Here is a 21,839-nt window from a genome sequence, read left to right as displayed (position 1 = left end):
CATCTCATGAGCCGATTGATCATCGTGTCGAACCGGGTCGCACCCATTTCCGAAGGCGGACCGGCGGCGGGCGGCCTTGCGGTGGGTGTTTATGATGCGCTGAAGGAAACCGGCGGCATGTGGTTCGGCTGGAGCGGCGACGTGCTGGCTTCGGGCCAGCCGCAGATCCGGCTGGAAGAACGCGGCCCGGTGACGTTCGCTACCATCGGGCTCCTGCGTCGCGACTATGACCAGTACTACCGCGGGTTTTCGAACGCGACGCTGTGGCCCGCGTTCCACTATCGCGCCGATCTCGTCCAGTACGACCGCCACGAATACGCGGGCTACTGCCGCGTGAACGCGTGGCTCGCGCAGCAGCTCGTGCCGCTCCTGCGCGACGACGACGTGATCTGGGTCCACGACTATCACCTGATCCCGTTCGCGCAGGCGCTGCGCTCGGCGGGCGTGAAGAACCGCATCGGCTTTTTCCTGCACATTCCGTTTCCTGCTTCGCAGGTGCTGCTGGCGGTTCCGCCGCATCGCGACCTCGTCGAGGCGCTGTGCTCGTTCGACCTCGTCGGTTTCCAGACGAAGCCCGATCTGCGCGCGTTTTGCGATTACGTCGTCAACGAGGCGGGCGGAACGGTCGAGCGCCTGCCGGGCGGCGTGGCGCGCATCCAGGCATTCGGCCAGACGCTGGTCGCCAACGACTACCCGATCGGCGTCTATCCGGACGAGGTCGCGGGACTCGCAAAGGCCGGCGAGCGCGGCAAGCCCGTGCGTACGCTCAAATCCACGCTGCACGGCCGCAAGGTCATCATCAGCGTGGACCGGCTCGATTACTCGAAGGGACTCGTGGAGCGTTTTCGCGCGTTCGAGCGTCTGCTCGACCAGCACGCCGGCGAGCGCAACAACGTCTCGTTCGTGCAGATCGCGCCGCCCACGCGGGCCGACCTCCATGCCTATCAGGACATCCGCCTCAAGCTCGAAGCGGAGTCTGGGCGGATCAACGGCCGCTTCGCCGAGCTCGACTGGACGCCGATCTGGTACATCCATCGTCAGTACGAACGGGCGGTGCTGGCGGCGCTGTTCCGCGCGTCGCACGTCGGCTACGTGACGCCGTTGCGCGACGGCATGAACCTCGTCGCGAAAGAATACGTGTCGGCGCAGGATCCGGAGAACCCCGGCGTGCTCGTGCTTTCGCGCTTCGCGGGCGCCGCGCAGGAACTCACCGGCGCGCTGATCGTCAATCCGCTCGACATCGACGGCATGGCCGACGCCCTGGCCGCCGCGCTCTCGATGCCGCTTGCCGAGCGGGCGGCGCGCTATCGGGACATGATGGCGCAACTGCGCGAGAACAACGTGTCGGTCTGGCGTGACCGCTTTCTGGGCGACCTCATGCGGATCGGCGAGCGGCGCGGCGTCGCGCTGCCGGTCGCGGAGACGGCGCATGGCGAGGCGCCAGGGCAGGTTCTGGACGCGAGCTGAGCGACGCGTTCGCCCGGGGTGCCCACGCTTCGCACAGAAAAAAACCGCTTCACAGAACAGGAAGCGGCTTTTCCGTTTCAGACGGCGGAAACGCCTCAGGCGACGTGTTTCTCGTCGCTCTTCTTGCTGCCGAGATGCAGCGTGGAATGCTTGCCATGCTGCTTGGCTAGCAGCTCGCGGTAGAGACCCGGACGGTTGCGCAGCTCTTCCGGGCTGCCGTCGTCGATCACCTTGCCCGAGCTCATCACAATGATGCGGTCGAAGTTCTGCAGCGTGGAGAGGCGGTGCGCGATGGCGACTACCGTGCGGCCCACCATCAGCCGGTCGAGCGCCTGCTGGATCGCCTCTTCGGAGGCGCTGTCGAGCGCCGAGGTCGCTTCGTCGAGCAGCAGAATAGGCGCGTTCTTGAGGATCGCGCGCGCAATCGCGATGCGCTGGCGCTGGCCGCCCGAAAGCTTCACGCCGCGGTCGCCCACGATCGTGTCGTAACCTTCCGGCATGGCTTCGATGAAGTCGGCGCAGCGCGCTTCGCGCGCAGCCTCGATCACTTCCTCGCGGCTCGCCTCGGGGCGGCCGTAAGCGATGTTCTCGTAGATCGAGCGGTGCAGGAGCGAGATGTCTTGCGGCACGAGCGCGATGGTGTTGCGCAGGCTGTCCTGCGTGACCTTTGCGATGTCCTCGCCGTCGATCCGGATCGCGCCGCCCTGCAGTTCGTAGAACCGCTGCAGCAGCGCGAGCACCGTGGTCTTGCCCGCGCCCGACTTGCCGATCAGACCGACGCGCTGGCCGGCCGCAATGTGCAGGTCGAAGTGGTCGAGGATGGGCTTGCGGTGCGGATAGGCGAAGGTCACGCTTTCGAAATCCACGCGGCCGCCCTGGGCGACGAGCTCGGCGGCGTCGTCGCGGTCGGGCATGCCGTGCGGCTCGAGCAGCGTCTGGACGGCTTCCGCGAGCCGCGCGACGTGCTGCGTCACGTCCACGAGCGCCACGGCGAGGTCGCGCGTGCCGTGCAGGATCGTGAAGCCGAGTGAGCTCACGAGGACGATGTCGCCCGAAGTGGCGCGGCCCTGATTCCAGAGCCACAGCGCCCAGCCGAGCAGGCCGGCCGAAAGCATCGCCGTGATCACGGCGTGCAGGAGGCGCAGCCTTTCGAGGTAGAGCAGGCTCGTGCGACGCGCGTCCAGTTCCGCCTTGACGGTCGCGCGAAAGCGCGTCTGCTCGCGGAAGGTCATGCCGAAGGCGCGTACGAGCGCCATATTGCCGATCACGTCCACCAGTTCGCCGTCCACGGCCGCGGCCCTGGTCGCGAACGCGTGGTGGCGCGAGGAACCGCGCCCCGCAAGCTTGAAGAGGATCACCGAGAGGATGGCCGAGCAGCACAGCAACGCGGCGGCCATCAACGGATTGACCGAGACGATCATGACGATCGCGCCCGCCACGGCGATGCAGGGCGGCAGTACGTTCCACGCGGTCGTGTTCTCGGCCGTATAGATGGCGTTCGAGGTTGCCGTGATGCGGCTCGCGAGCGTACCGGGCTGCTTTTCCGCGTAATACGTGGGCGAGTGGCCGCTCAGGTACTGGAAGAGGTCGCGCCGCAGGTCGCCCGTCACGGCGACGAAGGTGTGCGCCGCGAACCAGCCGCCCACGCGCCAGAGCAGGTTGTCGGCGGCGATCAGGCCGACGAGGATCGCGAACGCGGTCCACAGCGGCCCCGGGTGGTGACGTCCTGCGCCGAGCACGTCGATCAGGTGCTTGATCGCGTACTGCGAGGCGAGGGCGCAGCCGACGGCGGCGAACACGCTGGCCAGCACGACGGCATGGGCGAACGGGTGACGTCGGATATAGCGAAACAGGAACGCGAGCGGACGCCGCGCATAGCTCGCGAGCTTTGCGTTGTGGGCATTACGCTGGGCGATGGTCAGATGTTCCAATTGATCGGTGGTCGGTCTGACGGAGCTGGGTCCGTGCAAGTTGAAAAAAGAAATGGGAAGGCGCGGTAGCGGCAGCCCACGACGGACTTTCCAGCATTGTAAACACGCCCTGCGCGTGGTGCATCGCCTATGGCCATGGGACGCGCATCATATCGCGACGTCATGACGCGGGGTATGCCTTGCCGACAGTCTGTTGCTGCACAGGTTCAACAGGCGTTGCGAGCCATTTTGGAGATACAATTGCGGATTCCGTTGACGTCGCGTGCATGGCGCGTCCGACGACGGGCGCTGCGGCGCAGCAAGGTTCGGAAGTGCTGCCGCAATTGCCGTGCGCGAGACCCCCGATTTGCATCCGGACAGGCGACCCAATTTAAAACCATCTTTTAAAACAAAGAGTTGTGGATTGTTTCCGGTTTGTAACAACGTAAAGTATTTGAAATGTTTTGGGTGGCATGGGTCCCGAACCGGGATAATGCCGACTCGGATAGCGTAGGGAATCTGACAGCTTGTGTGTCAACGACCGCGAACCCTGCGCGTTTACCGCCTGAGCCGTTCCGTCTGCCTGAAAGCGCGACGGCCAGTGTGTCGGCAGAGCCGGCGCGGTTAGCGGTACGGAACGCCCGGGATGACGTGCGGCAAGGCTGCCGGCGCCACCGAGGGTCGATTGTCAAACTTGCAGTACTTTGCCCGATTTATTACGAGGAAGGAGTTCACCACTATGCGAATCGCTCAAATCGCTCCGTTGCACGAGGCGGTTCCTCCCAAGCTGTACGGCGGCACGGAACGGGTGGTCTCCTACCTGACCGAAGCGCTGGTCGAACAGGGTCACGACGTCACACTGTTCGCAAGCGGCGATTCGATCACCTCGGCAAAGCTCGAAGCGTTTTGGCCGCAGGCACTGCGCCTCGATCCGACGATCCGCGACGTGATGGCTCCGCACATGCTGCTGCTCGAAGAAGTGCGCCGCCGCGCGCATGAATTCGACGTGCTGCATTTCCACATCGACTACTATCCGTTCTCGCTGTTCCAGCGTCAGGAAGTGCCGTTCGTCACGACGATGCACGGCCGTCTCGACCTGCCGGAACTGCAGCCGATCTTCAATGCGTTCAACGACGTGCCGGTCGTCTCGATCTCGGACAACCAGCGCATCCCGCTCCAGCAGGCCGCCTGGCAGCAGACCGTCTATCACGGCCTGCCGGAAGACGTGCTCAAGCCGATTCCGAACGTCGAGCCCGGCTATCTGGCCTTCCTCGGCCGCGTTTCGCCGGAGAAGGGTCTTGACAAGGCAATTCGCATCGCCGGTCAGGCAGGGATGAAGCTCAAGGTTGCCGCCAAGATCGACAAGGCCGACCGTGCCTACTACGAAGAAGTCATCAAGCCGCTGATGGCGTTGCCGCACGTCGAGTACATCGGCGAAATCGGCGAGCATGAAAAGCGCGAGTTCCTCGGCAATGCGCACGCACTGGTGTTCCCGATCGACTGGCCGGAGCCCTTCGGCCTCGTCATGATCGAAGCCATGGCCTGCGGTACGCCGGTTATCGCGTTCAAGCGCGGCTCGGTGCCGGAAGTCATCGACAATGGCGTGTCGGGTTTCGTCGTCGAAGACGAAATCAGCGCCGTCGCGGCGATCAAGCGCCTGTCGACGCTGCCGCGCGAGAAGGTCCGTGCCGCGTTCGAGGCCCGCTTCTCGTCGAAAGTGATGGCGCGGAACTACGTCGCCGTGTACGAAGAACTGCTGCGTCAGAAGCGCCGCACCGTGCTGCGCGAAGTCGCCGCCGGCTAAGACGCCGCCGGCCTCGTGCCGGAGCGGCGGGCGCTGTCCCGTCGTGTCTTTCAGCAACGCCCCTGTGCCCTGCGCGCCGGGGCGTTGTCTTTTATGTGCGCGTGGCGCGCACGGCGTGAGCGCGGGCGGCAATGTCCCTATAATGGCCGTTCTGCAGGACCAGCAGCCACCAGAATTAAGAGGAGAAAAGCTTTGGCGAGATCCCGACCGACGCCCACGGTCGCCGTACCCGGCGCCGGGACGATGTTCGCCTTGCGCGCGATCGGTCTCGTGATCCTCGCGCGGTGGCTCTTCTCGATGGCGCAGATGAATTTCATCGCATCGCTCGAAGGAATGGCCTCGTCGCCGTGGGCGTGCATCAATCTCGTGTTCCTGTTTCTTCTGATCGTTCTGCCCGGCGCGAAGGCGCGCGTCGAGCGGCCGTTCCATCCGTTGCCGCAGTGGCTGCGCCAGGCGCTGCGATTCTTCGGCCTGCTCGGGTGCCTGTTCGCGCTGTGGTCGGTGGGCGCCTTCGTCTGGATGTCCGGCTGGCGGCGCGCGGTGCAGGCCGTGGCGGCAACCAATGGCTGGCTCGTCGTTGCGCCGGCATTGTATGCCGCCGTCGTGTGGATCTGCCGCCCGCGGGCGCTCTGGCGCTCCAACATCGCGGCGCGCCGTTTCGCGATCGGCCGTTACGCGGTCTCGCTCGACGCCGCCACGCGTACCACGATCGTCTGGCTGGAAAGCCGCAAGGTTGGCCAGTACGACGCGCGCGAGCTTTCGGTGCGCTGGCTGCAGGAGGCGCCGCCGGCTGTCGTGCCGGCCTCGCCGCCTGGGCCGGAGGGTACCGTGCTGGCGGAGGTGGCGGCTACCGCTGCCGGACCGTTATCGCCGGCGCCGTCCTCCGGCGCCACAGCCGTCCAGCACGCGGCGCATCGTCGGCCGAAGGTCGAGTTGCTGTGGGATTCTCCCGCCGCGGCGGGCCATAACCGCCAAACCGTGTTTCGCGTGCGGCTCGCTACCGATGGCGATCGCATGGCCGCGCGCGCGCTCGACGCCGCTCTGAAGCAAGTCTGATTCTCCCGGCGGCGCGCTGTTGCGGCATCGCGGGGCGCACTTCGCTTTGGGCTTGCCGTGCTTGCCGTCAACCTGGAGGAGTTGCGATGTACTCACGCTGGTTGCTTGCCGCCGTTCATCTCCTCGCTTTCGGCTATGCGCTCGCCTCGATTTTGCGGCGCTCGCGTGGATTGCGCCGCTGCACGTCGACGGAAGACCTGCCCGGCATCTTCGGTGCCGACAATGGCTGGGGACTCTCCGCACTCGTGCTGATTGTCACCGGAGCGATGCGCGCGTTCGGCGGTTTCGAGAAGGGCGCGTCGTATTACTTCCACGAGCCGCTCTTTCACGTGAAGATGGGCGCGCTCGTGCTGATCCTGTTGCTCGAGATCGCGCCGATGATGGCGCTGCTGCGCTGGCGTCTCGCCGTGCGGCGCGGCGATGTGCCGGACCTGACGGGGGCGCCGAAGTATGCGCGCATCGGCGCATGGCAAACGGCGTTGCTCGTGGTAATGGTGTTTGCGGCTACGGGTATGGCGCGCGGGATCGGGATCGACACGGGGGCTTGAGGCTGACCCCGTGCGATGCGGGTGTAGGTGAGCCGGTCTGGAATCTAAGGGATGCGAAGTAAATGCCCTGTAATGAAAAAAGCCCCCAGACTGGCGTCTGGGGGCTTTTGTTCTTCGGTGCTTGTCTTTACCAACACCAGAAATTCTGGTGGGTAGTACTGGGATCGAACCAGTGACCCCTGCCGTGTGAAGGCAGTGCTCTACCGCTGAGCTAACCACCCGAAGAGCTTTGGATTATGACGGGCTTTCCGAATCTTGTAAAGCCCTTTTTAAGCAATTTGCGCATCCGTCGGCTTTTCTTCCGGGGCGGGTTGCGTGCGCCACACGCTCGTTCCTTTGAGTGCTTTGTCGAGGTCGTCGAGCACGGCGTCGTGCGCCGCCAGTTCTTCGTCGGTCGCGGCGATCACAGGCAGCGCGAGCGTCTCGATCTGCACGCGGGGCGCCGCGACGTCGCCGGTCGCAGCCGTCTCACCCAGCATGTCGATGACAAGGCTTTCCTGGCCCCGCGTCATCGCGAGATAGACCTCCGCCAGCAGTTCCGAGTCGAGCAGTGCGCCGTGCAGCGTGCGGTGCGCGTTGCTGATGCCAAAGCGATCGCACAGCGCGTCGAGCGAATTGCGTTTGCCCGGGAAGATCTGCTTGGCCTGCACCAGCGTATCGATCACCTCGCCGCAGTGCTCCTTGAACGGCGGCTTGCCGAGCAGCGCGAGCTCCGCGTCGAGAAAGCCGATGTCGAACGGCGCGTTGTGGATGATGAGGTCCGCGCCCTGGATGAAGTCGAGGATTTCGTTGGCCACTTCGGCGAACTTCGGCTTGTCGGAGAGGAACTCGGTCGTCAGGCCATGTACCGCGAGCGCGCCGGGGTCGCTGTCGCGCTCGGGGTTGACGTAGAAGTGCAGGTTGTTGCCGGTGAGCCGGCGGTTCACCAGCTCGACGCAGCCGATTTCAATGATGCGGTCGCCCGTGCGGGCGTTCAGGCCGGTGGTTTCGGTATCGAGAATGATCTGGCGCATGTCGGATCGGAAAAATCGTATGTTGCGATAGGCGAGCGCGGACGGGCGCTCAAAGTTCGGCGAGCGAAGCGACGCCGCGGTTCGCGAGCGCGTCGGCGCGTTCGTTTTCCGGATGGCCGGCGTGGCCCTTCACCCAGCGCCATTCCACCTGGTGTTGCGCGACGAGCGCGTCGAGCCGCTTCCACAGGTCGTCGTTCTTGACGGGCGTTTTCGCCGCCGTCATCCAGTTCTTTTTCTTCCAGCCGTGGATCCACTCGCTGATGCCTTTCTGCACATACTGCGAGTCGGTATGGACGATCACGGTGCATGGACGCTTGAGGGCTTCGAGCGCGGCGATCACGCCCATCAGTTCCATGCGGTTGTTGGTCGTGACGGCTTCGCCGCCAAACAGTTCTTTTTCCAGCGTGCCGAAGCGCAGCAGCGCGCCCCAGCCGCCGGGGCCGGGGTTGCCTTTGCAGGCGCCGTCCGTGAAGATTTCGACGAAGTCGGGTGCGTTCATGAGTCCTTGTTGCGTGTGGGGGAGGGTGTCGTGGCGGCGGCCTTCAGGCTTGGCGCCAGCACCGGTTTCTTGACCTTTAGCGGACCGACGAGGCGCATGCCGCGCACGCGCTTGATCGCCGTAACCATATAGACGGCGCCGAAGATCGGCCACCAGCGGTCGCCGGCGGCTTCCATGAAGGCATAGCGGCCGAGCCATTGCTCGGTGGCGAGCGGCGGACGATAGCAGCCAAAGCGCCCGCGCTCGAGTTCGAAGCCGAGCAGCTTGATCCAGTCCTTCAGGCGCGTGAACGCGATCAGGTCCTGGCGCGCGGGCAGGAACGGTTTGCCGGTCAGCTTGCCGGCCGACTGGCGCGCGCCCCACAGCGAGAGCGAGTTGAAGCCGACGATCACGAGCTGTCCCTCGGGCATCAGGATGCGTTCCGCCTCGCGCAGCAGGCGGTGCGGATCGCTCGTGAATTCGAGTGTGTGCGGCATCACGATCAGGTCGACGCTCTGCGCCTCGAACGGCAAGTCGAGAAAATCGCACCAGACCGTGCTGCGGCCCTCGGGGGCATGACGCCGCGCGGATGCCGCGCCGCCGTCGGCCGGAGGCACGGTATAGGGTTCGCTCGCGGCGCTCGCCGCGTCGAGCACGAGCCCGCGGCACGGCATGCGGTTCTCGCGCAGGGCGTCGAGATGCGGCATGCCGAGCTGCAGCGCGTGGTAGCCGAAAATATTCGACACCACGCGATCTAGCTGCTCCTGCTCCCAGTCGAGGACATACCTGCCGGCAGGCGAAGCGGTCCAGGCGGGCCAGTCTATAATCGTTCGGTCAGACATGTCGAAGAATACGCCGCCCCAATGAATAGTCCGCTTGAGTACGCGTACGAATACGTACCGGTTCCGGCCTTCGATGACAACTACATCTGGGTCGTGTCGGACGGCCGCAATGCAATCGCCGTCGATCCGGGCGAGGCCGCGCCCGTTCGCGCGTATCTGGCGAAGCGCGGCTGGCGGCTCGTCGCTATTTTACTCACCCATCATCACAACGACCACGTCGGCGGGGTGGCCGATCTGCTGAACGGCCAACGCGTGCCGGTCTACGGCCCGGCCGGCGAGGCGCTCGGGCCGCTCGACCCGGTCGTCACGCGCGTGAAAGGCGGCGATCGCGTGCGGCTGGAAGCGCCGGCGCTCGACTTTACCGTGCTCGACGTGCCCGGCCACACACGCGGCCATATCGCCTACTTCCAGGCAGCCGATCCGGCGGGCGTGCCGCATCTGTTCTGCGGCGACACGCTATTCGCCTGCGGCTGCGGCCGCCTGTTCGAAGGCTCGCCCGCGCAGATGCTCGCCTCGCTCGACGCGCTCGCGGCACTCCCCGGCAACACCGAAGTGCATTGCGCGCACGAATACACGCTGTCGAACATTCGCTTTGCGCTGGCCTGCGACCCGGACAACGCCGCGCTGCACACCTGGAGCCGCGACGCGGCGGCGCTGCGCGAGCGCGGCGTGCCCACGCTGCCCACCACGATCGCGCACGAACGCGCCGTGAATCCGTTCCTGCGCGCGGGCGATCCGTCGGTCCAGGCGAGCCTTGCCGATCAGCTTCATGAAACGGTGTCTGATCGCCTGGCGGCATTCACGCTGATGCGCGAGTGGAAGAACCGGTTCCGCTAAGCCGCGCGTGTCAAGGGGCAAGCTCATCCCGAAAGTACGGAAGTGCACCCAAGCTACGGATTTTCATGGTTTTTTCGTATATTTCCGGTTGACGCAAACGTGTACGTTCCGTACCATCGGCTGCAAATTCCAGCCATGCAAGTAGACGTTCATGCGATTTATTTTTAGTGCGCTGCTGGTCCTGATGCTCGCCGCTTGCGCGAGCGGGGGACCATCTGCGAGTCATTCCGCCAACAATCCCGCCACAGCCGATCCCCAGGCCGCCGCCGACCAACTCCGCAAGACCTCCGCAGCCCAGGAAACCATCGACGTCGACAATGGCTCGGTCAGTTCCTTGACGAGCCAGGACGCCGATCTGTGGGGGCGTATTCGCCGCGGTTTCCAGATGCCCGACCTCCAGAGCGATCTGGTGGACATGAATGCCCAGTGGTATGCCGAGCGGCCCGACTACGTCGCACGCATGACGGAGCGGTCGCAGAAGTACCTCTATCACATTGTCGAAGAGCTTGAAGCCCGGCACATGCCGACCGAGCTGGCGCTGCTGCCGTTCATCGAATCGGCGTACAACCCGCAGGCGCTTTCCGTGGCGAAGGCGGCGGGCATGTGGCAGTTCGTGCCGGATACGGGGCGCACCTACAACCTCAAGCAGAACATGTGGCAGGACGAGCGCCGCGACGTGCTCGCCTCGACGAGCGCCGCGCTCGACTATCTCTCTCGCCTGCACGACATGTTCGGCGACTGGTATCTCGCGCTCGCCGCCTACAACTGGGGCGAGGGCAATGTGCAGCGCGCGATCGCGCGCAACCAGGCGGCCGGTTTACCCACCGACTACGAGAGCCTGCGCTTGCCCAACGAGACGCGTAACTACGTGCCGAAGCTGCAGGCCATCAAGAACATCGTGATGAACCCGCAGCAGTATGGCCTCACGCTGCCCTCGATCCCGAACCACCCGTATTTCGTCACGGTCACCACGTCGCACGATATCGACGTGGACGTCGCCGCGAAGCTCGCGAACATGACGCCCGACGAGTTCCGTTCGCTCAACCCGTCGTTCAAGAAGCCCGTCATTCTCGGCGCGACGCAGCCGCAGATCCTGCTGCCGTTCGACAACGCGAGCGCGTTCGAGCACAACCTGAAGGCCTACACGGGCCAACTGTCGTCGTGGACCGTCTACACCACCGACGCGCGCACCACGCCTGCCGCGCTCGCAGAAAAGATCGGCGTCGATGCCGATACGCTGATGTCGGTGAACAAGATTCCGGCCGGCATGCGCCTCAAGGCGGGCTCGACGCTCGTGGTGCCGCGCACCGACAGCGATGACGACGAGGACATCAGCGCCGACGTTGCCGAAAGCGCCGTGCTCGCGATGGAGCCGGACGTGCCCGACACGCGCAAGATGCTGATCCGCGTGCGCCGCAAGCAGGCCATGGACACGGTGGCGAGCCGCTATGGCGTGTCGGTCGGCCAGTTGAAGGGGTGGAACAAGACCCACCGCGACTACGTCATGCCGGGCCAGGTGCTGGTGCTGCACGTGGCGGTCGGCAAGGCGATGCCGAGCGAACCGGGGCCGGAACGGATTGCGACGAACGTGTCGGGCGGCGGCGTGCAGCGTATTGGCACCAAGGTGGCAGACACGGGTTCGAAGTCGCGCTACGATAAGAAGCACGGTCGTGAGCGCGCCGAGGTCGTGAAGGTTTCCGATCCGGTCAAGGCCAAATCGTCGAGCGCCGCGCCCAGCAAGGCGTCGAAGGGTACGGCAAGCCGCCAGAAGGCCGGCACCCACGCGCAAAAGCAGACATCAAAATAGCGGCTTGCGAAGGGTGACCACATGCGTTGCGGGGGCAGCGCATGGCAGTTCGCTCCGATCACTCATCGTTTTACTTTATGCGCCGTCGCCCTTTGGGTGACGGCGTTTTCATTCCGCGTTATCCTGGAATTTGAAGGAAAGGGTACTTTCGGGCTATAATTTCAAGGTTTGAGCTTATCAACCCGCACCCTAGCGCCTACCTCTTCCCATCCGTTCATCCGCCGCCCGCGTATTGCGCTTTTCGCCGTCGGTGCCGCTCGATTCCTGTTCCCGAAGCCTTTCAGGCCGGGGCGCGAAACCGGGGGCAGCCTGGCCCCGGACGAAAGCCGCCGCAACATGCGACATAAAGCGACGAATTGCGAATGAGCCGCGCGCGCATCTTGAAAACGATGCCGACGCCGCAGCCGCCGCAAGGTCACCGGTCGGATAAACAGGTCGGCACAGGGTGTTCCCCCAAGGAGTCTCCCGTGTTGCCGTCATTCTCTCCCGCTCTGCTCGCGCTCGCCGACGGCACGGTCTTTCGTGGTTATTCGATCGGTGCGCCGGGTCATACCATCGGTGAAGTCGTGTTCAACACGGCCATTACCGGTTATCAGGAAATCCTGACCGACCCGAGCTATGCACGCCAGATCGTCACCCTGACGTACCCGCATATCGGCAACGTCGGCGTCAACGCCGAAGACGTCGAAGCCACGAAAGTCCATGCCGCCGGGCTGATCATCCGCGACCTGCCGGTGCTCGCCTCGAACTTCCGCATGGAGCGCACGCTCGGCGACTATCTGCGCGACGAGAGTGTGGTGGCGATCGCCGGCATCGACACGCGCAAGCTCACCCGCATTCTGCGCGACAAGGGGGCGCAGAACGGCGCCATTCTCGCCGGCTCGGATGACGAGGCGAAGGCAATCGAACTCGCGCGCTCGTTCCCGGGCCTCGCGGGCATGGACCTCGCCAAGGTGGTTTCGACCGGAAAGTCGTACCAGTGGAACACGACCGAATGGCGTCTGGGCGAAGGCTACCGTACGCAGTCGGCGCCGAAGTACAAGGTCGTCGCGTTCGACTACGGCGTGAAGCAGAACATCCTGCGCATGCTGGCCGAGCGCGGCTGCGACGTCACGGTGCTGCCGGCGCAGGCCAGCGCGGCTGATGCGCTTGCACTGAACCCGGACGGCGTGTTCCTCTCGAACGGCCCCGGCGACCCCGAGCCGTGCGACTACGCGATCAAGGCCGCGCAGGAGTTCATCGCACGCGGTATCCCGACCTTCGGCATTTGTCTCGGCCACCAGATCATGGGTCTCGCCGTGGGTGCGAAGACCATGAAGATGAAGACCGGCCACCATGGCGCGAATCATCCGGTAAAGGATCTTGGCGATGGCCGCGTGGTCATCACGTCGCAGAACCACGGGTTTGCCGTGGACGCCGACACGCTGCCCGCGAACGCGCGCGTCACGCACGTCTCCCTCTTCGACGGCACGCTGCAAGGCTTCGAGCTGACCGACAAGCCCGCGTTCTGCTTCCAGGGTCACCCGGAAGCGTCGCCGGGCCCGCATGACATCGGCTATCTGTTCGACCGCTTCACCGCGCTGATGGACAACGCCAGGGGCGACAAGCGCAGCACGGCGGCAGCGTAAGCGCCAGCCGCAAGGCGGAGCAGAGCAGGGCGCGCAGCGAGCAGGGAAAGCAGGCAGGAAAACTGGCCACCGCGCCGGCCACCGCGCACGCCCGAGGGCGAGCAGCAGCGTGTGAACGCACGCGCCGCTCGCCCGGAGTCAAGACACAGAAATATTTAGCGAGAGCGTTATGCCCAAGCGGACAGACATCAAGAGCATTCTCATCATCGGCGCGGGTCCGATCATCATCGGCCAGGCGTGCGAGTTCGACTATTCGGGCGCGCAGGCCTGCAAGGCGCTGCGTGAAGAAGGCTACAAGGTCATCCTCGTCAACAGCAATCCGGCGACGATCATGACCGACCCGAACACGGCCGACGTCACCTACATCGAGCCGATCACGTGGGAAGTGGTGGAGCGCATCATCGAGAAGGAGCGCCCCGACGCGATCCTGCCGACGATGGGCGGCCAGACCGCGCTGAACTGCGCGCTCGACCTGCACCACCACGGCGTGCTGAAGAAGTACAACGTCGAACTCATCGGCGCGTCGCCGGAAGCGATCGACAAGGCCGAAGACCGCCAGAAGTTCAAGGACGCGATGACGAAGATCGGCCTTGGCTCAGCGAAGTCGGGCGTCGCGCACTCGATGGAAGAGGCGCTCAAGGTCCACGCGGAAATTACCGCGGCCACCGGCACGGGCGGCTATCCGGTCGTGATCCGTCCGTCGTTCACGCTGGGCGGCTCGGGCGGCGGTATCGCCTACAACCGTGAGGAATTCGAAGAGATTTGCAAGCGCGGTCTCGATCTTTCGCCCACGCGCGAGCTGCTGATCGAAGAATCGCTGCTCGGCTGGAAGGAATACGAGATGGAAGTGGTCCGCGACAAGGCGGATAACTGCATCATCGTGTGCTCGATCGAAAACCTGGACCCGATGGGCATCCACACCGGCGACTCGATCACGGTCGCACCGGCGCAAACGCTCACCGACAAGGAATACCAGATCCTGCGCGACGCCTCGCTGGCAGTCCTGCGCGAGATCGGCGTGGACACCGGCGGTTCGAACGTCCAGTTCTCGATCGACCCGCGTACCGGCCGCATGATCGTGATCGAAATGAACCCGCGCGTCTCGCGTTCGTCGGCGCTGGCCTCGAAGGCCACGGGCTTCCCGATCGCCAAGGTGGCGGCGAAGCTGGCCGTCGGCTACACGCTTGACGAACTCAAGAACGAAATCACGGGTGGCCAGACGCCGGCTTCGTTCGAACCGACCATCGACTACGTCGTCACGAAGATCCCGCGTTTCGCGTTCGAGAAGTTCCGCGAAGCCGATCCGCGTCTCACGACGCAGATGAAGTCGGTGGGCGAGGTGATGGCGATCGGCCGCACGTTCCAGGAGTCGTTCCAGAAGGCGCTGCGCGGCCTCGAAGTGGGCGTGGACGGTCTGGACGAGAAGACCGCGAGCCGCGACGAGATCATCCGCGAGATCGGCGAAGCCGGTCCGGACCGCATCTGGTATGTGGGCGACGCGTTCCGCGTGGGCATGACGCGCGAAGAGATCTTCGAAGAAACCGCGATCGACCCGTGGTTCCTCGCGCAGATCGAAGAGATCGTCAGGAAGGAAGCGGCCGTGAAGGGCCGCACGCTGGCGAGCCTCTCGAAGGACGAACTGCGTTTCCTGAAGCAAAGCGGTTTCTCGGATCGCCGCCTTGCGAAGCTGCTCGGCGCGAACGCCGCCGACGTGCGCAAGCGCCGTATCGAGCTGAACGTGCGCCCGGTCTACAAGCGCGTGGATACCTGCGCAGCCGAGTTCGCGACGAAAACGGCCTACATGTACTCGACCTATGAGGAAGAGTGCGAGGCCAACCCGACGAACAACAAGAAGATCATGGTGCTGGGCGGCGGCCCGAACCGGATCGGCCAGGGTATCGAGTTCGACTACTGCTGCGTGCACGCCGCGCTCGCCATGCGCGAAGACGGCTATGAAACGATCATGGTCAACTGCAACCCCGAGACCGTTTCGACCGACTACGACACGTCCGACCGTCTGTACTTCGAGCCGGTGACGCTCGAAGACGTGCTCGAAATCGTCGACCTGGAAAAGCCGGTTGGCGTGATCGTGCAGTACGGCGGCCAGACGCCGCTGAAGCTTGCGCTCGACCTCGAAGCGAACGGCGTGCCCATCGTCGGCACCTCGCCCGACATGATCGACGCGGCCGAAGACCGCGAGCGCTTCCAGAAGCTGTTGCAGGACCTCGGCCTGCGCCAGCCGCCGAACCGCACCGCGCGCGCTGAAGACGAGGCGCTCAAGCTCGCCGACGAAATCGGCTACCCGCTCGTCGTGCGTCCTTCGTACGTGCTGGGCGGCCGCGCGATGGAAATCGTCCACGAGCCGCGCGACCTCGAACGCTACATGCGCGAGGCCGTGAAGGTGTCGAACGATTCGCCGGTGCTGCTCGACCGCTTCCTGAACGACGCGATCGAATGCGACGTGGACTGCATCTCCGACGGCGAAGCCGTGTTCATCGGCGGCGTGATGGAGCACATCGAGCAGGCGGGCGTGCACTCGGGCGACTCGGCGTGCTCGCTGCCGCCGTACTCGCTTTCGAAGGAGACCGTCGCCGAACTGAAGCGTCAAACGGCTGCGATGGCCAAGGCGCTGAATGTGGTCGGCCTGATGAACGTGCAGTTCGCGATTCAGCAGGTTCCTTCCGACACAAATCCGGAAGATGGCTCGAAGAAGGACGTCATCTACGTGCTGGAAGTGAACCCGCGGGCCTCGCGTACGGTGCCGTACGTGTCGAAGGCCACGAGCCTGCCGCTCGCGAAGATCGCGGCCCGGGCGATGGTCGGCCAGAAGCTCGGCGTACAAGGCGTGACGAAGGAAGTCGTCCCGCCGTACTTCAGCGTGAAGGAAGCGGTGTTCCCGTTCATCAAGTTCCCGACCGTCGACCCGGTGCTCGGACCCGAAATGCGTTCGACGGGCGAAGTGATGGGCGTGGGCAAGACCTTCGGCGAAGCGCTCTTCAAGTCGCAGCTCGCGGCCGGTTCGCGTTTGCCGGAGTCGGGCACCGTGTTCATCACGGTGATGGACTCGGACAAGCCGAAGGCGGTCGAAGTCGCCCGCATGCTGCACGAGCTCGGCTACGGGCTCGTGGCGACGCGAGGCACGGCCGCTGCGATCGAAGCGGCCGGCGTGCCGGTGAAGGTCGTGAACAAGGTGAAGGATGGCCGTCCGCATATCGTCGACATGATCAAGAACGGCGAGATCGCACTCGTGTTCACGACCGTCGACGAGACGCGCGCCGCGATCGCCGATTCGCGCTCGATCCGCATGAGCGCACAGGCGAACAAGGTCACGTACTACACTACGATGTCGGGAGCGCGGGCCGCCGTGGAGGGTCTGCGCTATCTGAAGAACCTGGAAGTCTATGATTTACAAGGACTCCACGCTCGCCTAAACTAAGGCTTCGAGTGTCTGTCCAATAACGGAACAGGGCAGACAAACCAGCTGAATATGTGCCGCGGTTAAGCGGCGTTCCAACAGGGTTTTCGGGCTGCGCCAGATCGCGCCGCCACCCTCGCGGGATGCACTTAACCGCGGTGATTTTTTTATGGCCGCAACGTTCGCGCAAGCGCTCGTGGCGCGGCCTCATTGCGGCTTTAACCGGCCATACGAGTTGTTTATGAGCACGATTCCCTTGACCCGGCGCGGCGCGGACCAACTTCGCGAAGAGCTCCAGCGCCTGAAATCCGTCGAACGTCCGGCGGTCATCAATTCCATCGCCGAAGCGCGCGCGCAGGGCGACCTGTCCGAAAACGCGGAGTACGACGCGGCAAAGGAGAAGCAGGGCTTCATCGAAGGCCGCATCGCCGAAATCGAGTCGAAGCTGGCGGCGGCGCAAGTCATCGATCCGGCTACGCTGGAAGCGGACGGCCGCATCGTGTTCGGCTCGACGGTCGATCTCGAAGACCTCGAATCGGGCAAGTCGGTCACGTACCAGATCGTCGGCGACGACGAAGCCGACCTCGAGCATGGCCTCATCTCCGTGAGTTCGCCCATTGCGCGTGCGCTGATCGGCAAGTCGGAAGGCGACGTCGCCGCGGTGCAGGCACCGAGCGGCGTGCGCGAGTACGAAGTCATCGAGGTTCGGTACGTCTGACGGGCACGCCAACGTGACATCCGTTTCCCCGGCTCCGCATCGCTTGTTCGGGCTCCTCGCCATGCTGTGGGTGGGCAGCCAGCTCACTATCGGCTATGCGGTTGCGCCCGTACTGTTCGCTTCGCTCGAACGCATGACGGCCGGCTCGGTCGCGGCCCAGCTCTTTCGTATCGAAGGCTGGTTGGGCGCAGTGTGCGGCGTGCTGATGCTCGTGCTCTCGAACCAGCTTGCGCGGCGCGGCGCCTTGCAGTACCGCCGGTTGCGCTGGCTGCTGGTCGGGATGCTCGTGTGTGTGCTGGTGGGCTACTTCGCGTTGCAGCCGTTCATGAACGCGTTGCGCGTGGAGGCGATGAACGCCGGCATGGACATCGCGAACTCGCCTTACGCGAGCCGCTTCGGCATGCTGCACGGCGTATCGAGCCTCTTCTATCTGGTCGAGAGCCTGCTGGGCGTTGCGCTAGTGTGGCTTCTGCCGTCAGCACGCGTCGTTACGCCACAGCGTCATCCGCTCTGAATTGCGTTGCCGCGCGGGGTGGGCGGCCCACGCTTTTCGTCCCGTCCGGAAAGAAAAACGCGCCGCCGGCAAGGCCGGGCGGCGCGTGTAGTTAGATTGCCTGGCTTAGCGACTTACTTCGAGCCTTGGTGGACGCGCTTGCTGCTGGTCTGGCGCTTCTTCGCACGCTTGACGTTGCCGCCTTGCGTAACGCGCTCGTTGCCCTTGACCACGACTTTTTGCGCTTTCGGTTTGCGCATCGGGTTTTCGCTCGGCTTGACGACCTTGACGACGCGGGGCGCGGCGCCGCGGCGCGCATCGCCCGCGCTCGGTACGTCGCCAGCCGGGCGCTTGACGGTGCCGCGTGCGCCGGCACGGGCCGTCGTGGTCTTCGGCGCGGCTTCCTCGGGCTTCCAGATCACGAGCAGCTTGCCGATGTGCTGGATGGGGGCGGCGTTCAGCCGGTCGCAGATATCTTCATAGACTGCGATGCGCTCTTCGCGCTCGTCCCCGAACACGCGGATCTTGATGAGCTGGTGCGCGGCGAGGTGAACCTTGATTTCCTTGAGGACGGCGTCGGTCAACCCTTCCGCGCCGATGAGCACAACCGGTTTGAGCGCATGAGCCGCGGAGCGCAGTTCGGCGCGCTGTTCGGCAGAAAGAGAGAGGGCGGGCATGGGATCTGGCAGACTCGACTAAAATGACGGCCGCCGGCAGGCGGCAATGAGCGGCATGCCTGTGGCATGAGCGGCTCGCCTGGCGGACAGCGCATCGGAACTACGGAAAAAACCGTGGGAACGGCCCGGCGCGGGCGAAAGCCGGCGTGACCTCTGCCGGACGGGCCGCGGCGGCCGCACGAATAAAACGCGTATTATCCGCTAAAAGCGCGCAATCACGCAGCAAGAGTTCATTTTTAATGGCAAAAAACCGCTTCAACCAGTCGTGGCTGCACGACCATATCAACGACCCGTACGTGAAAATGGCGCAACGGGAGGGCTATCGTGCCCGCGCTGCCTACAAGCTCAAGGAAATCGACGAGCAGGACAAGCTGATCCGCCCCGGCATGGTGATCGTGGATCTCGGCGCGGCGCCGGGCAGTTGGAGCCAGTACGCGCGTAACAAGCTCGCCTTGGGTACGAAGCGTGACGAGCAACGCCAGGGTGGCATCGATGGCACGATCATCGCGCTCGACCTGCTGCCGATGGAGCCGGTTGCCGACGTCGACTTCATTCAGGGCGACTTCCGCGAAGACGAGGTGCTCGCGCAACTCGAGGAACGCGTGGGCGGACGCCCGGTCGATCTTGTAATTTCGGACATGGCACCCAATCTCTCGGGGGTGGCATCGGCCGACGCTGCGCGCATCGAGCATGTCTGCGATCTCGCGCTCGAGTTCTCGCAGAATCATTTGAAGCCGGATGGTGCCCTTTTAGTAAAATGTTTTCACGGCAGTGGCTATAGCCAGATCGTCGAGAAATTCAAGCATCAGTTCAAGATCGTGGCCGCCCGCAAACCGAAAGCTTCGCGGGATAAATCGGCCGAAACGTTTATATTGGGTAAACAGCTGAAGCGACCCCGTTGAGAAGGGGGCATTCGCCCGCACGTGAGGCTTGTCCATGACGCGCCGCCGGTGGCTGCAAAGCCGCCCGGAAGGCTCGCCGGACAAGGCTCTGAGGCTATTCCCGCGTTAGCGAATCGTTATGGCGGGGCCTGGCGTAGTGGATTAGAATGCTTTGGTGGTGTCGCAAGGCAAATGTAGGCGCCCGTCAATGAGTGAAGGAGTGGTGCTTTGAACAACAACATGTTTTCCAAGGCAGCAGTGTGGCTGGTGATCGCACTGGTGCTGTTTACGGTGTTCAAGCAGTTCGACAAGCCCCGTGTCCAGGAAGGCGTTTCCTATTCGCAGTTCATGGACGACGCGAAAAGCGGCAAGGTCAAGAGCGTCGTGGTGCAGGGGCGGAACCTCACGGTCACTCCGGCTGATGGCCAGAAATACCAGATCGTCTCCCCGGGTGACATCTGGATGGTCGGCGACTTGATGAAATACGGCGTGCAGGTGAGCGGCAAGGCCGACGAAGAGCCGAACGCGCTGGTTTCCGCACTGTACTACCTGGGACCGACGATCCTCATCATCGTGTTCTGGTTCTACATGATGAGACAGATGCAGGGGGGCGGCAAAGGCGGGGCGTTCTCCTTCGGCAAGTCCCGCGCAAGGCTGATCGACGAGAACAACAACGCGGTCAACTTCTCCGACGTTGCGGGCTGCGACGAAGCCAAGGAAGAAGTGTCCGAACTCGTCGACTTCCTGCGCGATCCGCAGAAATTCCAGAAGCTCGGTGGCCGCATTCCGCGCGGCGTGCTGCTGGTCGGCCCTCCGGGCACCGGTAAGACGCTGCTCGCCCGCGCCATTGCCGGCGAAGCGAAGGTGCCGTTCTTCAGCATCTCGGGTTCGGACTTCGTGGAAATGTTCGTCGGCGTGGGCGCGGCCCGCGTGCGCGACATGTTCGAGCAGGCCAAGAAGCACGCGCCTTGCATCGTGTTCATCGACGAAATCGATGCGGTCGGCCGTCATCGCGGCGCCGGCATGGGCGGCGGCAACGACGAGCGCGAACAGACGCTGAACCAGATGCTCGTGGAGATGGACGGCTTCGAGGCGAACTCGGGCGTCATCGTGATTGCGGCAACGAACCGTTCCGACGTGCTCGACAAGGCGCTGCTGCGTCCGGGCCGTTTCGACCGTCAGGTCTATGTGGGGCTGCCTGACATTCGCGGCCGCGAGCACATCATGAAGGTGCACCTGCGCAAGGTGCCGATCGCCAACGACGTGGACGCGGCCGTGATCGCGCGCGGCACGCCGGGCTTCTCGGGCGCAGACCTCGCGAACCTCGTGAACGAGGCCGCGCTCTTCGCGGCCCGCCGCGGGAAGCGCATCGTCGAAATGCAGGACTTCGAAGATGCCAAGGACAAGATCTTCATGGGTCCGGAGCGCAAGTCGGCCGTGATCCGCGAGGAAGCGAAGCGCGCGACGGCCTACCACGAGTCGGGCCACGCGGTGATCGCGAAGCTGCTGCCGAAGGCCGATCCGGTGCACAAGGTCACGATCATCCCGCGCGGCCGTGCGCTGGGCGTGACGTGGCAGTTGCCGGAGCACGACAACGAAACGTATTCGAAGGACTATTTGCTCGATCGCCTGGCAATCCTGTTCGGTGGCCGCGTGGCGGAAGAGTTGTTCCTGAATCTTCTCAGCACGGGCGCATCGGACGACTTCAACAAGGCGACGCAGACGGCCCGCGCGATGGTCGCGCGCTTCGGCATGACCGATGCCCTCGGGCCGATGGTCTATGTGGACGACGAGAACGACGCCAGTCCGTTCGGCCGCGGCTTCACGCGCACGATTTCGGAAGCGACGCAGCAGAAGGTCGATGCGGAAATCCGCCACGTGCTCGACGAGCAGTACAACCTCGCGAAGCGTCTCCTGGACGAGAACCGCGACAAGGTCGAGGCAATGACTGCCGCGCTGATGGAGTGGGAAACGATCGACGCCGACCAGATCAACGACATCATGGCGGGCCGTCCGCCGCGCTCGCCCAAGAGCAGCGCACCTGGTGCCGGCGACGCGCCGTCGTCGGGCGGCAGCTCGAGCGAGGTCAAGCCCGGTAGCGCGACCGCGCCGGCTTGAGCGGGGTCCGGTAAAGTTGCGGGGCGGTGTGGGGGGGACCAAGGGCCGCGTGCCATTTTTTTTGTCAATTATTTGCACCGCGGTGGACGGGGGCCAGCTGTGTTTACGATGTTTCGGTTTTTTTGGTGGCCAATATTGTTTTTGTGG

The 21,839-nt window shown here is 64.3% G+C and carries 17 protein-coding genes and 1 tRNA gene; 12 read left to right on the top strand and 6 right to left on the bottom strand.

What is annotated here, in order from left to right; all coding sequences use genetic code 11:
- Window positions 1-6 precede the first annotated feature (6 nt).
- A complete protein-coding gene (otsA, locus tag V8683_RS09585; RefSeq protein WP_411189032.1) occupies window positions 7-1,467 on the top strand; it encodes an alpha,alpha-trehalose-phosphate synthase (UDP-forming) in 1,461 nt (486 codons plus the stop codon).
- A 95-nt stretch (window positions 1,468-1,562) separates the two neighbouring features.
- On the opposite strand, the gene V8683_RS09580 is transcribed toward otsA, so the two are convergent.
- The gene (locus V8683_RS09580; RefSeq protein ID WP_411189033.1) at window positions 1,563-3,398 is read right to left on the bottom strand and encodes an ABC transporter ATP-binding protein; all 1,836 of its coding nucleotides are present in this window, start codon (window positions 3,396-3,398) and stop codon (window positions 1,563-1,565) included.
- A gap of 718 nt (window positions 3,399-4,116) precedes the next feature.
- On the opposite strand from V8683_RS09580, the gene V8683_RS09575 reads away from it, so the two are divergent.
- The 3 genes from V8683_RS09575 to V8683_RS09565 all read left to right on the top strand — a co-directional run bounded on the left by V8683_RS09575 (window position 4,117) and on the right by V8683_RS09565 (window position 6,785).
- Window positions 4,117-5,181, top strand: a complete 1,065-nt coding sequence (locus V8683_RS09575) for a glycosyltransferase family 4 protein (RefSeq protein WP_411189034.1) — start codon at window positions 4,117-4,119, stop codon at window positions 5,179-5,181.
- Window positions 5,182-5,373: 192 nt separating this feature from the next.
- Window positions 5,374-6,237 (top strand): hypothetical protein, encoded by an 864-nt coding sequence (locus V8683_RS09570; protein ID WP_411189035.1) that lies wholly within the window; start codon window positions 5,374-5,376, stop codon window positions 6,235-6,237.
- 86 nt (window positions 6,238-6,323) lie between these two features.
- Window positions 6,324-6,785 carry a DUF2214 family protein gene (locus tag V8683_RS09565; RefSeq protein WP_411189036.1) on the top strand — a complete coding sequence of 154 codons (462 nt, stop codon included), beginning with the start codon at window positions 6,324-6,326 and terminating at the stop codon, window positions 6,783-6,785.
- A 146-nt stretch (window positions 6,786-6,931) separates the two neighbouring features.
- On the opposite strand, the gene V8683_RS09560 is transcribed toward V8683_RS09565, so the two are convergent.
- The 4 genes from V8683_RS09560 to V8683_RS09545 all read right to left on the bottom strand — a co-directional run bounded on the left by V8683_RS09560 (window position 6,932) and on the right by V8683_RS09545 (window position 9,118).
- A tRNA-Val gene (locus V8683_RS09560) sits at window positions 6,932-7,006 on the bottom strand.
- A gap of 48 nt (window positions 7,007-7,054) precedes the next feature.
- Complete coding sequence (gene dnaQ / locus V8683_RS09555; protein WP_411189037.1) at window positions 7,055-7,798, bottom strand: DNA polymerase III subunit epsilon; 744 nt, start codon at window positions 7,796-7,798, stop codon at window positions 7,055-7,057.
- 49 nt (window positions 7,799-7,847) lie between these two features.
- Window positions 7,848-8,297, bottom strand: coding sequence for a ribonuclease HI (gene rnhA / locus V8683_RS09550; RefSeq protein ID WP_411189038.1), 450 nt, complete (start codon window positions 8,295-8,297; stop codon window positions 7,848-7,850).
- Entirely contained in the window at window positions 8,294-9,118 is an 825-nt protein-coding gene (locus V8683_RS09545; protein ID WP_411189039.1) for a class I SAM-dependent methyltransferase, read from the bottom strand. The genes rnhA and V8683_RS09545 overlap by 4 nt, the downstream gene beginning before the upstream one ends.
- A gap of 21 nt (window positions 9,119-9,139) precedes the next feature.
- Between V8683_RS09545 and gloB the strand changes: the two genes are divergently transcribed.
- The 6 genes from gloB to V8683_RS09515 all read left to right on the top strand — a co-directional run bounded on the left by gloB (window position 9,140) and on the right by V8683_RS09515 (window position 18,037).
- Window positions 9,140-9,955: a hydroxyacylglutathione hydrolase gene (gloB, locus tag V8683_RS09540; RefSeq protein WP_411189040.1), complete on the top strand. Its 816-nt coding sequence runs from the start codon at window positions 9,140-9,142 to the stop codon at window positions 9,953-9,955.
- A 151-nt stretch (window positions 9,956-10,106) separates the two neighbouring features.
- Window positions 10,107-11,762, top strand: coding sequence for a transglycosylase SLT domain-containing protein (locus V8683_RS09535; RefSeq protein WP_411189041.1), 1,656 nt, complete (start codon window positions 10,107-10,109; stop codon window positions 11,760-11,762).
- Window positions 11,763-12,229: 467 nt separating this feature from the next.
- Entirely contained in the window at window positions 12,230-13,390 is a 1,161-nt protein-coding gene (carA, locus tag V8683_RS09530; RefSeq protein WP_411189042.1) for a glutamine-hydrolyzing carbamoyl-phosphate synthase small subunit, read from the top strand.
- Window positions 13,391-13,559: 169 nt separating this feature from the next.
- Window positions 13,560-16,826: a carbamoyl-phosphate synthase large subunit gene (gene carB / locus V8683_RS09525; protein WP_411189043.1), complete on the top strand. Its 3,267-nt coding sequence runs from the start codon at window positions 13,560-13,562 to the stop codon at window positions 16,824-16,826.
- A 220-nt stretch (window positions 16,827-17,046) separates the two neighbouring features.
- A complete protein-coding gene (gene greA, locus V8683_RS09520; RefSeq protein WP_411189044.1) occupies window positions 17,047-17,523 on the top strand; it encodes a transcription elongation factor GreA in 477 nt (158 codons plus the stop codon).
- 61 nt (window positions 17,524-17,584) lie between these two features.
- On the top strand, window positions 17,585-18,037 hold the full coding sequence (locus V8683_RS09515; protein ID WP_411190514.1) for a DUF4149 domain-containing protein: 453 nt from the start codon (window positions 17,585-17,587) through the stop codon (window positions 18,035-18,037).
- A gap of 113 nt (window positions 18,038-18,150) precedes the next feature.
- Here the strand turns inward: V8683_RS09515 and V8683_RS09510 are convergent, their stop codons facing one another.
- The gene (locus V8683_RS09510) at window positions 18,151-18,693 is read right to left on the bottom strand and encodes a YhbY family RNA-binding protein (protein ID WP_411189045.1); all 543 of its coding nucleotides are present in this window, start codon (window positions 18,691-18,693) and stop codon (window positions 18,151-18,153) included.
- A 239-nt stretch (window positions 18,694-18,932) separates the two neighbouring features.
- Between V8683_RS09510 and V8683_RS09505 the strand changes: the two genes are divergently transcribed.
- Together V8683_RS09505 and ftsH are read left to right on the top strand one after the other, a co-directional pair.
- Entirely contained in the window at window positions 18,933-19,595 is a 663-nt protein-coding gene (locus tag V8683_RS09505; protein ID WP_027795220.1) for an RlmE family RNA methyltransferase, read from the top strand.
- 207 nt (window positions 19,596-19,802) lie between these two features.
- Complete coding sequence (ftsH, locus tag V8683_RS09500) at window positions 19,803-21,692, top strand: ATP-dependent zinc metalloprotease FtsH (RefSeq protein ID WP_411189046.1); 1,890 nt, start codon at window positions 19,803-19,805, stop codon at window positions 21,690-21,692.
- The last annotated feature ends 147 nt before the right edge of the window (window positions 21,693-21,839 follow it).

The sequence above is a fragment of the Paraburkholderia sp. AV2 genome (genome assembly GCF_054968425.1).
The sequence above is the reverse complement of the archived record's forward strand: the minus strand, read 5'-3'. Positions and strand labels throughout refer to the sequence as shown.